This is a genomic window from Pseudomonas sp. ADAK21 (genome assembly GCF_012935735.1).
Lineage (GTDB): Bacteria > Pseudomonadota > Gammaproteobacteria > Pseudomonadales > Pseudomonadaceae > Aquipseudomonas > Aquipseudomonas proteolytica.
Genome location: NZ_CP052857.1, coordinates 3428381 through 3442141 on the forward strand (window position 1 = coordinate 3428381; position 13761 = coordinate 3442141).

Sequence of the window (13761 nt, forward strand, 5' to 3'; positions counted from 1 at the left end):
TTTGTAGCGACCTACAAAATTTGTAGCTTGGCCGCGTCCTTTATCACCCGCGCATGCCCGCGAACCCCGGCCCTGCTGGGTTTTGCCCACTTGGCACAGTCCCTGCTCTATCCCTGTCAACGGCGCATCAGCGCGCTAGCATCCAAGGTAAACGCAGATGAATGACTGGCATATCGTGTGTGACTTCGATGGGACCATCACACCCACCGATGTCATCGACAACGTTCTCCAACGCTTCGCAGGCAGAGAATGGGAAACCATCGAGCAGCAATGGCTGGACGGCCATATCGGTTCGCGCGAATGCCTGAGCCGCCAACTGGCGCTGATCAAGGCGACACCAGCCGAGCTGCTGGCGTACTTCGACACGGTCGAGATCGATCCGGATTTCCCGGACTTCGTCGACCATGTCCTTGGCCTCGGTGCCTCCCTTGAGGTGGTCAGTGACGGCATCGAGCAGGGCATCGCGCGGATCCTCTCGCGCAACTACGTGACCTTGCTGCCGATCATCGCCAACCGCCTGCGCCAGGTCGACCAGAACAGCTGGCGCATCGACTTCCCCCATGCCAGCGACGCCTGCCGCGCGGCCTCGGGCAACTGCAAATGCAAGTCCACCCCGCGCAACAAGCGGGTGTTGGTGATCGGCGACGGCAAGTCCGATATGTGCGTATCGACTACCGCCGATTTCGTCTTCGCCAAAGGCAGCCTGGCGCAGTACTGCCAGGCCCACGCCATCCCCCATCTGCGCTTCGACAGCTTTGCCGAACTGCCTGCATTACTGGCCCGACTGCCCCAGGGCATGGCCGCCAACGCCACTCACTTTACTTCTGACACTCAGGAACTCTTTCATCATGTCTGATATCCGTATCGCTACCGCCGAAGACCAGGTTCTGCTGGATAAAGAAGCCAAATACTGCTCCTACGGCGACACCGTCCACTACATCGACCCACCGCGTATCTTCAGCCGCTGCGAAGGCTCCTACGTCTGGGACACCGAAGACCAGGCCTATCTCGACCTGCAAATGTGGTACTCGGCGGTCAACTTCGGCTACGCCAACCCGCGCCTGAACAATGCGCTGAAACAGCAGATCGATACCCTGCCGCAAATCGCCAGCCAGTACCTGCACAAGGGCAAGATCGAGCTGTCGGAAATGATCGCGGTGGATGCCAAGAAAAAATTCGGCCTCGATGGCCGCGTGCATTTCAACGTCGGCGGTTCGCAGTCCATCGAGGACTCCCTGAAGGTGGTGCGTAACGCCTGCAACGGCAAGAGCCTGATGTTCGCCTTCGAAGGCGGCTACCACGGGCGTACCCTCGGCGCGTCGTCCATCACCTCCAGCTACCGCTACCGTCGCCGCTACGGCCACTTTGGCGAGCGCGCCAACTTCATCCCGTTCCCGTACCACTTCCGTGGGCCAAAGGGCATGACCAAGGAAGAATACGGTAGCCACTGCGTGCAGCAATTCGCGCGCCTGTTCGAGACCGAATACAACGGTGTCTGGGACCCGAAAGTCGGCCAGAGCGAATACGCCGCGTTTTACGTCGAGCCGATCCAGGGCACCGGCGGCTACGTGATCCCGCCGATGAACTTCTACAGCGAGCTCAAGCAAGTGCTCGACCAGCACGGCATCCTGATGGTGGTCGACGAAATCCAGATGGGCTTCTGGCGCACCGGCAAGTTGTGGTCGATCGAGCACTTCGATGTGCAACCGGACGTGATCGTGTTCGGTAAAGCCCTGACCAACGGCCTCAACCCATTGGGCGGCATCTGGGCCAAGGAAGAGCTGATCAACCCGAAACTGTTCCCGCCGGGTTCCACCCACTCCACCTTCGCCTCCAACCCGCTGGGCACGGCGGTGGGCCTGGAAATGTTCAAGATGACCAGCGAAGTCGACTACGGCGCGATGGTCATGGCCAAGGGCAAATACTTCCTTGAAGGCCTGCAGGACCTGCAAAAGCGCTTCCCGATCATCGGCGATGTGGATGGCCTGGGCCTGGCCCTGCGCTGCGAAATCTGCGGCCCCGATGGTTTCACCCCGGACAAGGCGACCCTGGACTACATGGTTGAGGAAGGCATGAAAGGCGACATGCTGGTAGACGGCCAGAAACTCGGGCTGATCCTCGATGTGGGCGGTTACTACAAGAACGTGATCACCCTGGCGCCGTCCCTGGAAATCAGCTACCCGGAAATCGACCTGGGCTTGAAGCTGCTGGAGCAACTGCTGACCCGAGCGATGAAGCGGTGAGTCTGGCCGATATCGATCTCGGCGAAGGCAACGCCGGCTTCGTTCTCGGCAACGGTCCGGTCGGGGTCCTGTTGATCCACGGCCTGACCGGCACCCCGACCGAATTGCGTCGGGTTGCCCAGGGCCTGGTCAAGGCGGGTAATTGCACGGTGTACGTGCCAACCCTGGCCGGGCACTGCGGGGGCAACGAGGACCTGCAGGCCACCGGCTGGCGCGACTGGTACGAGGGCGTGCGCAAGACCTTTGTCGGGGTGCAGCAGCGTCATGCACAGGTGTTCGTCGGTGGCTTGTCCATGGGCGCGGTGATGTCGATGTACCTGGCTTCGGAATATCCGGGCCAGGTCGCGGGGTTGCTGATGTATTCCACGACTCTCAAGTACGACGGTTGGAGCATCAACAAAATGGCGTTCATCACGCCGTTGCTGATCCGCATTCCCTTCGGCGTGCGCCTGTTCCGCTTTACCGAGAAGCCGCCCTACGGCATCAAGAACGAACGCTTGCGGGCGATCGTCGAGCGGCAGATGAAAGAGGGCGAGAGCAGTGAAGCCGGGCTGTTGACCATGGAAGGCGTCACCGTGCGCGAGTTGCACTGGATGAACGCCGTGGTGAAGAAACGCATGCCGTCGATCAAGACCCCGGCGCTGGTCCTGCACTCCATCGAGGACGACATCACCAGCCGCTGGAACGCCGACTACGTGGAACGCCACCTCGGCGGCCCGGTGACCAAGATCCTGTTGGACAACTGTTACCACATGATCACCGTCGACCTGCAATACCGGCGGGTGATCGAGTTGAGTGCCGACTTCATTGAGCAGCACACCACCCCTGTGGACGAATATCGCCGGGCCTGACACCGCCACCTGTAGGAGCGGGCTTGCCCGCGATGGTCATAGGTATCTACACAACTTTCAGAAACTGACGCCCCCCGTGGCAAGCCCGCTCGCCACAACTGCGCTTTTTTCGCTGGCAAGCCAGCGCCTACAAGGTTCTCCCTGTAGGCGCCGGGTTGTCCGCTTGCCACAGTATTGACAGGGATCAGATGTGATAACCGCGCAAACCTTCCCGAGTATCCAAGCCATCGACCGCAGTGCCTGGAACGACTGCTTTCCCCAGGCCCTGGAGGATTGGGACTACTACGTCGCCGTGGAAAACGCCGCTATCGACGACTTCCAATGGCGCTACCTGGCCCTTTATGAGGAGGGGCGGCTGCTGGCGGTGGCCCCGGCGTTCATCACCCATTACCGCCTCGACACCACCGTCTCGGGTATTGGCAAACGCTTCACCCAACGCCTGGAACGCTGGTGGCCGGGCGCATTGTGCCTGGGCCTGTACGCCATCGGTTCGCCGGTGGCCGAGCAATGCCATGCCGGTGTCGCCAGCCATGTGCCGGCGGCGCGCCGTGGTGCCTTGTTGCAACAACTGCTGGCCGCCGCACGGCGGGATGCCGATGCATTCGGCATCGGTTTGCTGGCGGTCAAGGATGCTCCGACCCAGGATCAGGACTGGGCCGACAGCTGCAAGGCCGCCGGCCTGCACAGCATGCCGAGCCTGCCGACCGGGCTGCTGCCGCTGCCCTACGGCTCGGTGGATGCCTACCTGGGCTCCCTGGGCAAATCCACGCGCAAGGACTTGCGGCGCAAGCTACGCGCGCCGGGGCCACAGGTGGAGTGGCGGGACAATGTCGATGACGTATTGCCAGATATCATGCGTCTCTACGAAGCGACCCTGGCCCGCGCCGACCTGCAATTCGAACGCCTGCCCGCCGGTTATTTCAGCCAGGTGCTCGCCCAGCTTGAACAACGGGCGCGCTGTGTACTTTACTGGGTGGATGGGCAGTTGGTGGCGTTCAACCTGGTGCTGCTCGACCAGCATCGGCTGATCGACAAGTTCTTTGCCCATGACCTGGCCCACAGCCGCGAACATAACCTGTACTTTCGCAGTTGGCTGACCAACGTCGACTACTGCATCGAGCACAATATTGCGTTGTATGAGTGCGGGCAGGCGGGGTATGCCAGTAAGCTACGCCTGGGCTGCGGGTTCGCCGGCAATACCCTGTTTTTCCAGCACCGCAACCGCTTGCTCGACACCCTGCTCAAAGTGCTAAAAGTGTTTATTCGCCCGGACCGATCCGACCCTGCCATGGCTGCTGCAATAAGCGAAACCCGATGATTGCCAAAACCCGCCAGAAAGCCCGCCCGTTCGCCATTTCCCGCTGGAGCCTGCAGCGCAAGCTGGTGTTGGCGTTCTGGCTGGTGACGGTGATCCCGACGATGATCGCCGCGGAGTTGGCGGCCACCACCCTGTCGCAGATTTTCGACAGTAACGTGCGCATCTGGCTGCAAGAGTCGACCCGGATCGTCAAGGACGAAGTCAGCGACATCCTGCACGACAACGCCCGCGTGGCGCAGATCTTCCTGCGTTATGTGCGTCCGCCCTCCACCCATGAAGCGATGCGGCATGACCGTTTGATCGCGGACATTGCCAGCGCCACTGATATTGACGTGGTAACGCTGATTCGCAGCAGCGACGGCAAAGTGATGTTCAGCACCGTGGGCGATGATGTGGTGAAACAAATCAGCCTCGCTCCCAACGCCGTATTGCAAACCGTGCAGGTTGGCGGCGTGGCCACCGGGGCGGTGATTTCCTCGTTCGAAACCACTCAGGACGGTGTCGATTACGAACTGTTGGTGGGCACCTACCTGGACAGCAGCTTCCTGACCAGTGTCGCCGAGGTCCACTCCCTGGACTTGCGCCTGTACCTGGCCAACACCGACGGCTTCTCGGAGATCTTCTCGACCCAGCGTTTTGAAGATCACCCGACCCGCGTGCCGAAATCCGTGGAAACCCTGCTGCGCAGCACCAAGCAGCCTAGCGAGCAATTCACCAGCAACTACAGTGGCCTGTACTGGCCGATCTTCAATGACACCGGCGAGTTGCAGGGTGTGATCTTCAGCGGCCTGCTGCGCCACACCAGCCTGGTGGGGCTGGTGAACCAGAGCAATCTGTTCGTGCTGATCTTCCTGCTCAGTTCCGCCTTGTCCCTGGGCGCCGGCGTGCTGGTCTCCCGGCACCTGACGCGGCCGCTGCGTGAGTTGTCCCAAGGCGTGAGTGCGGTGATCAGCGGCAATTACCAGCACCGCGTGGCCGTCACCGGCGGCGACGAGTTGGCGCAACTGAGCAGCACCGTCAACCACATGACCGAGCGCCTGGGCGAATTGCATCACCTCGAGGCCCAATTGCGTCGGCGAGACCGCCTGCATGCCCTGGGCGAAGTGGCGATGGGCCTGGCCCACGAAATCCGCAACCCATTGGGCATCATCAAGACCGCGACCCAACTGCTGCACCGCCGCACGGACCTGCCGGAGACCGACAAGCGCCACCTGGAATATGTGGTCAGCGAAGTCAGCCGGATCAATGACCTGATCACCGACTTTCTCGATTTCGCCAAACCCAGCGAGCCCCTGCGCAGCCAGCAGCTGGCGCGGCCACTGGTGGAAGACATCCTGGGGTTCTGCGCGCCGGAGCTGGCGAGCCACGCCATCGACGCCCATCTCGACGACCAGGCGCCTGGCGCGACCCTCTATGTGGACGCCAAGCAATTCAAGCAGGCGTGCCTGAACCTGATTCTCAACGCCATCGATGCCATGCCCCAGGGCGGGCGCCTGACGTTAAGCATCAGCCGCGCGGACCAGTCCACAGTGATCAGCGTCAGCGACAGCGGGCAGGGCATCCCGGCAGAGATGATCGAGCGGATCTTTACCCCCTTCGTTACCACCAAGGCTTCGGGCACTGGCCTTGGCCTGGCGAAAGTCTATTCGATCATGGAAAGTCACGATGGCCGCATCGAATGCACCAGCGAGAAGGATGCCGGCGCAACCTTCAGCCTGTACATTCCGGCCAACGGTGAAGATGACGGCGACGACGAGGACAGTCATGACGCATAACATATTGGTGGTCGACGACGAGCCCAAGCTCTGCGATTTGCTGGCCTCGGCCCTGAGCCAGAACGATATCCAGGTGTTTATCGCCGGCAATGGCCTGCATGCCCTCAAGGTGCTGGAGCAGGAAGATATCGACCTGGTGATCAGCGACTGGCGCATGCCCGGCATGGACGGCCCGCAGCTGCTGGCCGAGATCAAGGTGCGCTACCCACAGTTGCCGGTGATCGTGATGACGGCCTACAGCACTGTGAAAAATGCCGTGCAGTCGATGCGCAACGGCGCCTACGACTACATTGCCAAGCCCTTCGATATCGACGAGCTGGACATCACCGTGGCCAAGGCCTTGCAGTTTCGCGACATCATGCGCGACAACGCACGGCTGCGCGCCGAGCTCGACGAGCATGCGCAGTTCGACAGCCTGGTGGGCGACAGCCCGGCGTTCCGCCGTGTGCTGCAAGCGGTGGATTCGGTGCGCGAAAGCAACGCCACCATCCTGTTGACCGGCGAAAGCGGCACCGGCAAGGAAATGGTCGCCCGCGCCATTCACAAGCATGGCAACCGCGCCGATAAACCCTTCGTCGCGGTCAATTGCGCTGCGATCCCCGAAGGCTTGCTGGAAAGCGAAATGTTCGGCCATCGCAAGGGCGCCTTTACCGGCGCTGTGGCCGATCGGGTCGGGCGTTTCATGCAGGCCGACAAGGGCACGCTGTTTCTCGACGAGGTGGGCGATATGCCCCTGGCGTTGCAGGCCAAGATCCTGCGCGCCTTGCAGGAGCGGGTGATCGAACCGGTGGGCGACCCCCGCGAGCGCAAGGTGGATGTGCGGGTGATCGCCGCCACCAACAAGAACCTGCTGGAAGCCGTGGCGAACAAGGAGTTTCGCGAGGACCTCTACTACCGTCTCAACGTATTCCCAATCCCGCTGCCCGCCCTGCGCGAACGTGTCGAAGACATCGCCCCGCTGGCCCGCCACTTTGCCCGCAGCCTGAGCGCCAATGCCGGTAAACGCATCACCGGCTTCAGCGCAGATGCCTTGCAGGCCATGGCGGCCTACAGCTGGCCGGGCAATATCCGCGAGCTGCAAAACTGCGTGGAACGCGCGACCATCGTCGCGGCGAGCCCGGTGATTGAGGATATCGACTTGCCGGCCTATCTGTTCGCGTCCCAGCCGACGGCGGGTGACGTGACGACGATTCTCAGCGAAGGCCCGGGCGTGCCTCGGGACCTGGATGCCGCGCTGGCAGAAGTAGAGAAGGCGTACATCCTGGCGGCGTTGCAGGAGAGCAATGGCGTGCAGGCGGCTGCGGCGTCAAGGATCGGGATTTCCGAGCGCAGCTTCTGGTACCGCTTGAAAAAGCTCGGGATCCAGATCGACAAGATCGTGCGCTGAAACACTGATCAAAATGTGGGAGCGGGCTTGCTCGCGAAAGCGGTGGATCAGTCAATTTAGATGTCGACTGATACACCGCTTTCGCGAGCAAGCCCGCTCCCACATGTGATTGAGGTGAATCAGGCGTGGATGCGTACCCACACGCTGACCAGTACCGTCGCGGCCATCAGCCAGGCTACTGCGGCGACTGCCAGCGAGGCCTCCAGGCGCATGCGGTCGACCATCACATACAAGGTCGCCAAGTACACAAAGTACGGAATGATCGACCACATGCCGAACACAATCGTGGTTTTCAAGTCGTCCACCGAGCGGCCCTTGCCGACGATGTAGTGGGCGATCAGGGCAAAGGTCGGAAACAGCGGCACCAGGCCGGCGATGTAGTAGTTCCTGGTCTTGGCCAGCACTGCCAGGAGCAATACCACCGCCGCACCGAGGGCGGCCTTGAAAACTAAATCCACGCAGTACTCCTTAGTGGTTCAGGCCGTATTTCTTGACCTTGTCGAACAGGGTGGTCTTGGCCATGCCCAGCTCCAGGCTGGCCTGGGTCAGGTTGCCGCCGCTGCGCTGCAGGGCGTCGCTGAGCAGGTTGCGCTCAAAGGCTTCCACCGCCTCGGTAAAGGCCAGGCCATGGTTGTCGGGGCTGTTGCCGCTCTTCTTGAAGGCCGGCAGGCCCAGGGCAAAGCGTTCGGCGACGTTGCGCAGTTCACGCACGTTGCCGGGCCAGTCGTGGCTCATCAGGCTGGACAGGGTCTGGTTGTCCAGCTCCGGGGCGATGCGGTCGAAGCGCAGGGATGACTGCTGCAGGAAGTGTTCGAACAGTTGCAGGATATCTTCGCGACGCTCGCGCAGGGGCGGCAGTTCCAGGGTCACTACGTTCAGGCGGTAGTACAAGTCGCTGCGGAACTGGTTGGCGCGGCTCAATTCGTCAAGGTCGGACTTGGTCGCGGCGATCACCCGGCAATCCACCGCCACGCTCTGGTTCGAGCCCAGGCGTTCCAGGGTGCGCTCCTGCAAGACCCGCAGCAGTTTGATCTGCAGGTTCATCGGCATGCTTTCCACTTCGTCGAGGAACAGCGTGCCTTCGTGAGCATGTTCGATCTTGCCGATCCGCCGCTTGCCCGCGCCGGTGAAGGCGTTGGCTTCGTGGCCGAAAATCTCGCTTTCAAACAGGTTTTCCGGCAGGCCACCGCAGTTCAGGGCCACGAATTGGTGGGCGTGGCGGCGGCTGAAGTCGTGCAGGCAGCGGGCGACCAGTTCCTTGCCGGTGCCGGTCTCGCCTTCGATCAGCACGTTGGCTGAGGTGTCGGCGACATTGGCGATCAATTCCCGCAGGTTCTGCATTGCCGGCGAGCGCCCGATGATCCGGCCTTCCAGGGAGTCACGCTCAGCCAGCTGCCGGCGCAACGCCCAGACTTCCCGGGCCAGGCCGCGCTGTTCGAGGGCGCGGCGCACCACGTCCACCAGGCGTTCCGGGGAAAAAGGTTTTTCCATGAAGTCATAGGCGCCGTTGCGCATCGCGCCCACGGCCATGGAGATGTCGCCGTGGCCGGTGATCAGCACCACCGGCAGGCTTTTATCCAGGGCCTTGAGGCGGGTCAACAGCTCCAGGCCGTCGATGCCGGGCAGGCGGATATCGCTGATCACAATGCCGGCGAAGTTCTCGTCGACGCGCTTGAGGGCCTCTTCGGCACTGGCCACGCCGACGCTGGGAATATCTTCCAGGGCCAGGGCTTGCTGGCAGCCGAGCAACACATGGGGATCGTCTTCGACGATCAGCACGGTCAGTTCGGTATTGGGTTGGCTGTTCATATCGACTCGCCGGGTTGATGGCCTGCCAGGGGCAGGCTCAGGACAAAGGCCGTACCACCATCGGCCGGGTGCTCGACGGCCAGGTTGCCGCCGGTGGCCGCCGCGAGGCTGGCCGACAGGGTCAGGCCCAGGCCTAAACCTTGCTCGCCGGGTTTGGTGGTGAAAAAGGGTTCGAACAGGTGCTTGCGGGTCTCTGGGTCGATGCCATGCCCGTTGTCCCGCACCCGCAGGCGGTATTTGCCTTCATGGATATCACTTTCCAGCCACAGCTCGGGGGCGGGTTGGGCGTGCATCGCGTCCAGGGCGTTGCCGATCAGGTTGACCAGGATCTGCTCCAGGCGCGTCTGGTCGATTTGCAACATGGCCTGGCTGAAACCGCGGTGTACGGTCAGCGGCAGGTTGTCGAGGCGGCTGCCCAGGACCTGGAACGCCGCGTCCACGGCCTTGGCCAGGCTGGCTTCACCCTGGTCGTCACCACGCCGGGCAAACGAGCGCAGGCTGGCGGTGATGCGGCCCATGCGGTCGATCAGTTCATTGATGGTCTTGAGGTTGGTGCTGGCGGTATCCAGGGCACCGCGCTCCAGGAAGCGCACGGTGTTGCCGGACAAGGTGCGCAAGGCTGCCAGGGGCTGGTTCAGTTCATGGGCGATGCTGGTCGACATCTGGCCGATGGCCGCCAGTTTTCCGGCCTGGACCAATTCGTCCTGGGCCCGGCGCAGGGTCTCTTCGGCCTGACGTCGTTCGCGGATCTGCGCCTTGAGCCGTTCGTTGCTGGCGCGCAGGTCGGCGGTACGCTCGGCAATCCGCCGCTCCAGTTGGTTGTTGGCTTCCTGCAGGGCCTCGCGGGCGGCCAGGCGTGTGGCGATCACCTTGCGCCGCTCATTCCAGGCAATCAGCAGGAACGCCACCAGGGCAAAGGCCACCGCCACGAGGATGCCCTGGTTGATCGCGGCCTGGCGCAGGTCGTTGAGCGGGGTGAGCAGGGTGAAATTCCACGGCGTGTCGTTCAGTGGCCGGGTCTGGGCCAGGTAGGTGACTTCCTGGTCGTCGGCCACCACTTCACTGTTGGCGGGGAAGGTCAGCTTCTCGGTGCCGGCGTCGAGGTGCTCGCGGGCCAGGGGTTGCAGTTCGTTGAGGGTCGCCCAGTAATACTGCAGGCTGCGGGCCAGGCGCTCCTTGGTCTCGTCGCTCAGCGGGCGCACGGCCTTGAGCCGGCGCGCCGGGTCGCTGGAGAGGATGATGATGCCGTTCTCATCGCTGACGAAGGCTTCCAGGCGCGCGCGCTGCCAGCGTTCTTCCAACGCTTCGAGGCGCACCTTGACCACCGCGACGCCAATGATCTTGCCGCGTTCTTCCAGGCCATGGGCCAGGTAGTAGCCGGGTTCGCCATTGGTGCTGCCGATGCCATAGAAACGGCCGGGCTGGCCACGCACGGCATTCTGGAAATAGGCGCGGAACGACAGGTCTTCACCCAGGTAACTGTCGATATCGCGCCAGTTACTGGTGGCCATCACGCGGCCGGTGGTGTCCATCACATAAATCGCCCGGCTGCGGCTGCGCCGGTTCAGGCCTTCGAGGTATTCGTTGACGGTTTGCCGATGTTCCGGGCTTGGCTCGGCCAGCAGCTTGGAGACGCTGGACTCCAGCTCCAGCAGGCTGGGCAGGTAGGTGTATTTGCTGATCTCACTTTCGACCGTGCGCGCATGCAGCTCCAACTGGCGCTCACCGTTCTCGCCCAGGGTCCGGATGCCGTAGTACTCGCTGGTCCAGAAGCCGATAAAACCCAGGCCGATCATCAACAGGATGATCAGAGGCGGCAGGAACAATTGGCGGATCAGACGGGGCTTCACGGCAAGTGATGGCGGTGCGGCGCGATAGAGGGTGGGGTCGCATTTCATCACAGATGCCTTGGGTCAACCAGCGCTTGCCTGGACCGGTGTGGGAGCGGGCTTGCCCGCGATGACGGTAGGTCAGCCACAGATAGGTTGACTGATACACCGTAATCGCGGGCAAGCCCGCTCCCACAGGGCCCGGGTTCTACAGTGGACGCTGTGTCGTGCTTAGTGCTGCAGGATTTTCTCGAGGAAGTGCTGCGCACGTTCGGAGCGGGCGCTGATATCGCCGAAGAACTCTTCTTTAGGGCAGTCCTCGATGATCTTGCCGGCGTCCATGAAGATCACACGGTCGGCCACTTTACGGGCGAAGCCCATTTCGTGGGTCACGCACATCATGGTCATGCCTTCCTGGGCCAGTTGCACCATCACGTCCAGTACTTCGTTGACCATCTCCGGGTCCAGGGCCGAAGTCGGTTCGTCGAACAACATGACGATCGGGTCCATGGCCAGTGCACGGGCAATCGCCACGCGCTGCTGCTGGCCGCCGGACAGTTGGCCCGGGTGCTTGTCCTTGTGCGCCGACAGACCCACGCGCTCCAGCAATTGCAGGCCTTTCTTGGTGGCTTCTTCCTTGCTGCGGCCCAGCACCTTGATCTGCGCGACCGTCAGGTTTTCGGTGATGGTCATGTGCGGGAACAGTTCGAAGTGCTGGAACACCATGCCCACGCGCGAGCGCAGTTTCGGCAGGTTGGTCTTCGGGTCGGCAATCGAGGTGCCGTCGACCACGACGTCACCTTTCTGGAACGGTTCCAGGGCGTTGACGCACTTGATCAGGGTGGATTTGCCCGAGCCGGACGGCCCGCACACCACGATCACTTCGCCTTTTTTGACATCAGTGCTGCAATCGGTCAGCACCTGGAAGTCGCCATACCACTTGTTGATGTTCTTGATAGAGATCATACGGCAAACCTTTTTTGCAGACGCTTGACCAGCAGCGAGGCGGCAAAGCTGATGATGAAGTAGACGACACCGGCAAAGATCAGGAACTCATTGGAGCGGCCGATAATGTCGCCGTTGGAGCGAGCGGAGTTGAGGAAGTCCACCAGGCCCACGGTGTAGACCAGCGAGGTGTCCTGAAACAGGATGATGCTCTGCTGCAACAGCAGCGGGGTCATCTTGCGGAACGCCTGGGGCAGGATGATCAGGCGCATGGTCTGGCCGTAGGTCATGCCCATCGCTTGTGCTGCAGCCATCTGGCCCTTGGGGATCGACTGCACGCCGGCCCGCACGATTTCGCAGAAGTACGCGGCCTCGAACATCATGAATGCCACGACGCAGGAGGTGAACGCGCCGATTGGCGTGTCTTCGCCGGTGATCCAGCGCAACACGAACGGCACCGCCAGGTAGAACCAGGTGATCACCAGCAGCAGCGGGATCGAGCGGAAGTAGTTCACGTAGGCGCCGGCCACGCGGGACAGCAGTTTGCTGGAGGACAGGCGCATCAACGCCAGGATGGTCCCGAGGACGATGCCGCCGACCACACCCATGACCATCAGCTTCAAGGTCATGACCATGCCGTTCCACAGGCCAGGGAAGGCCGGGATAATGCCGCTGAAATCGAATTCCATTATTTACCCCCCACGGAAATCAGGCCGGGCACTGCGACTTTCTTCTCGACCACGCGCATCAGCAACATCAGGCTCATGTTCAGGGTGAAGTAGATCAGCGTGGCCAGGGTGAAGGCTTCAAACAGGTTGGCCGAGAACTCGGCGGTCTGCTTGGTTTGCGCCAGCAACTCCATCAGGCCGATCAAGGACGCCACGGAGGAGTTCTTGAAGACGTTGAGGAATTCCGAGGTGAGCGGCGGAATGATGATCCGGTAGGCCTGGGGCAACAGCACGTTCCAGTAGATCTGCGACAGGCTGAAACCCATGGCGCGCGCGGCGGCTTCCTGACCGTGGGGCAGGGCCTGGATACCGGTACGCACTTGTTCACATACGCGGGCGGCGGTGAACAGGCCCAGGCACACGACAACGCTCAGGTAGGCCGAGGTGGTCGGGTTCAAGTCTTGTTTGTACCAGTCCTGCAGGTTCTGCGGTAGCAGGTCGGGTACCAGGAAGTACCAGATGAACAGCTGTACCAGCAGTGGCACGTTACGAAAGAGTTCCACGTAGCAGGTGGCGATGCCGGCCACGAGCCGATTAGGCATCGTGCGCATTACGCCCAGTACCGAGCCCAGCAGCAAGGCAACGATCCAGGCCACGATGGCGATGGCGATGGTCCAGCCCAAACCGGAGATGAACCAGTCGAGATAGGTCTCGCTGCCCACGCCGGTGGACTTGAAGAATACGCCCCAGTCCCAGTTGTAATTCATTAGGGTCTCCCCCGAAATCGATCGATGTACAAGCACCCGCTTGGGGAAAATCCATTCCCGCCTGACGGTGAACGTCAGGCACACAAGATCGGCTCGGAAACCGCCAGGTCGAGTGTTCCAAATAATGCCAGCAGGTAGTAACAGACACCTGAGGGAGGGTTGGCTCCCT

General features: G+C 61.9%; 12 protein-coding genes. 6 read left to right on the plus strand and 6 right to left on the minus strand.

The features are described 5' to 3' along the window. Positions 1 to 157: 157 nt before the first annotated feature. The 6 genes from HKK57_RS15490 (at position 158) to HKK57_RS15515 (ending at position 7574) form a co-directional block, all read left to right on the plus strand. Positions 158 to 856: an MtnX-like HAD-IB family phosphatase gene (locus HKK57_RS15490; RefSeq protein ID WP_029295151.1), complete on the plus strand. Its 699-nt coding sequence runs from the start codon at positions 158 to 160 to the stop codon at positions 854 to 856. Beyond that, on the plus strand, positions 849 to 2243 hold the full coding sequence (locus HKK57_RS15495; protein ID WP_029295153.1) for an aspartate aminotransferase family protein: 1395 nt from the start codon (positions 849 to 851) through the stop codon (positions 2241 to 2243). Before HKK57_RS15490 ends, HKK57_RS15495 begins: the two co-directional genes overlap by 8 nt. Next, positions 2240 to 3094: an alpha/beta hydrolase gene (locus tag HKK57_RS15500; protein WP_169390384.1), complete on the plus strand. Its 855-nt coding sequence runs from the start codon at positions 2240 to 2242 to the stop codon at positions 3092 to 3094. The genes HKK57_RS15495 and HKK57_RS15500 overlap by 4 nt, the downstream gene beginning before the upstream one ends. 190 nt (positions 3095 to 3284) lie before the next feature. Next, a complete protein-coding gene (locus HKK57_RS15505) occupies positions 3285 to 4412 on the plus strand; it encodes a GNAT family N-acetyltransferase (protein ID WP_133715293.1) in 1128 nt (375 codons plus the stop codon). Beyond that, a complete protein-coding gene (locus tag HKK57_RS15510; RefSeq protein ID WP_169390385.1) occupies positions 4409 to 6187 on the plus strand; it encodes a sensor histidine kinase in 1779 nt (592 codons plus the stop codon). Before HKK57_RS15505 ends, HKK57_RS15510 begins: the two co-directional genes overlap by 4 nt. Further along, positions 6177 to 7574 (plus strand): sigma-54-dependent transcriptional regulator, encoded by a 1398-nt coding sequence (locus tag HKK57_RS15515; protein WP_029295157.1) that lies wholly within the window; start codon positions 6177 to 6179, stop codon positions 7572 to 7574. Before HKK57_RS15510 ends, HKK57_RS15515 begins: the two co-directional genes overlap by 11 nt. Before the next feature lie 119 nt (positions 7575 to 7693). On the opposite strand, the gene HKK57_RS15520 is transcribed toward HKK57_RS15515, so the two are convergent. From HKK57_RS15520 to HKK57_RS15545, 6 genes are all read right to left on the minus strand, one after another. Beyond that, a complete protein-coding gene (locus tag HKK57_RS15520; protein ID WP_029295158.1) occupies positions 7694 to 8032 on the minus strand; it encodes a GlpM family protein in 339 nt (112 codons plus the stop codon). Between the two features lie 10 nt (positions 8033 to 8042). After that, on the minus strand, positions 8043 to 9383 hold the full coding sequence (locus tag HKK57_RS15525) for a sigma-54-dependent transcriptional regulator (RefSeq protein WP_169390386.1): 1341 nt from the start codon (positions 9381 to 9383) through the stop codon (positions 8043 to 8045). Further along, positions 9380 to 11281 carry a sensor histidine kinase gene (locus HKK57_RS15530; protein ID WP_104910836.1) on the minus strand — a complete coding sequence of 634 codons (1902 nt, stop codon included), beginning with the start codon at positions 11279 to 11281 and terminating at the stop codon, positions 9380 to 9382. The genes HKK57_RS15525 and HKK57_RS15530 overlap by 4 nt, the downstream gene beginning before the upstream one ends. 162 nt (positions 11282 to 11443) lie before the next feature. Then, a complete protein-coding gene (locus HKK57_RS15535; protein ID WP_029295161.1) occupies positions 11444 to 12178 on the minus strand; it encodes an amino acid ABC transporter ATP-binding protein in 735 nt (244 codons plus the stop codon). Further along, complete coding sequence (locus HKK57_RS15540) at positions 12175 to 12846, minus strand: amino acid ABC transporter permease (protein WP_029295163.1); 672 nt, start codon at positions 12844 to 12846, stop codon at positions 12175 to 12177. Before HKK57_RS15540 ends, HKK57_RS15535 begins: the two co-directional genes overlap by 4 nt. After that, positions 12846 to 13592 (minus strand): amino acid ABC transporter permease, encoded by a 747-nt coding sequence (locus HKK57_RS15545; protein ID WP_029295164.1) that lies wholly within the window; start codon positions 13590 to 13592, stop codon positions 12846 to 12848. The genes HKK57_RS15540 and HKK57_RS15545 overlap by 1 nt, the downstream gene beginning before the upstream one ends. Positions 13593 to 13761: the final 169 nt, after the last annotated feature.

What these genes read in the sequence shown, in the direction of transcription:
- HKK57_RS15490 (WP_029295151.1), top strand. Translation starts at nt 158, where the DNA reads ATGAATGACTGGCATATCGTGTGTGACTTCGATGGGACCATCACACCC.
- HKK57_RS15495 (WP_029295153.1), top strand. Translation starts at nt 849, where the DNA reads ATGTCTGATATCCGTATCGCTACCGCCGAAGACCAGGTTCTGCTGGAT.
- HKK57_RS15510 (WP_169390385.1), top strand. Translation starts at nt 4,409, where the DNA reads ATGATTGCCAAAACCCGCCAGAAAGCCCGCCCGTTCGCCATTTCCCGC.
- HKK57_RS15515 (WP_029295157.1), top strand. Translation starts at nt 6,177, where the DNA reads ATGACGCATAACATATTGGTGGTCGACGACGAGCCCAAGCTCTGCGAT.
- HKK57_RS15525 (WP_169390386.1), bottom strand. Translation starts at nt 9,383, where the DNA reads ATGAACAGCCAACCCAATACCGAACTGACCGTGCTGATCGTCGAAGAC.
- HKK57_RS15530 (WP_104910836.1), bottom strand. Translation starts at nt 11,281, where the DNA reads ATGAAATGCGACCCCACCCTCTATCGCGCCGCACCGCCATCACTTGCC.
- HKK57_RS15535 (WP_029295161.1), bottom strand. Translation starts at nt 12,178, where the DNA reads ATGATCTCTATCAAGAACATCAACAAGTGGTATGGCGACTTCCAGGTG.
- HKK57_RS15540 (WP_029295163.1), bottom strand. Translation starts at nt 12,846, where the DNA reads ATGGAATTCGATTTCAGCGGCATTATCCCGGCCTTCCCTGGCCTGTGG.
- HKK57_RS15545 (WP_029295164.1), bottom strand. Translation starts at nt 13,592, where the DNA reads ATGAATTACAACTGGGACTGGGGCGTATTCTTCAAGTCCACCGGCGTG.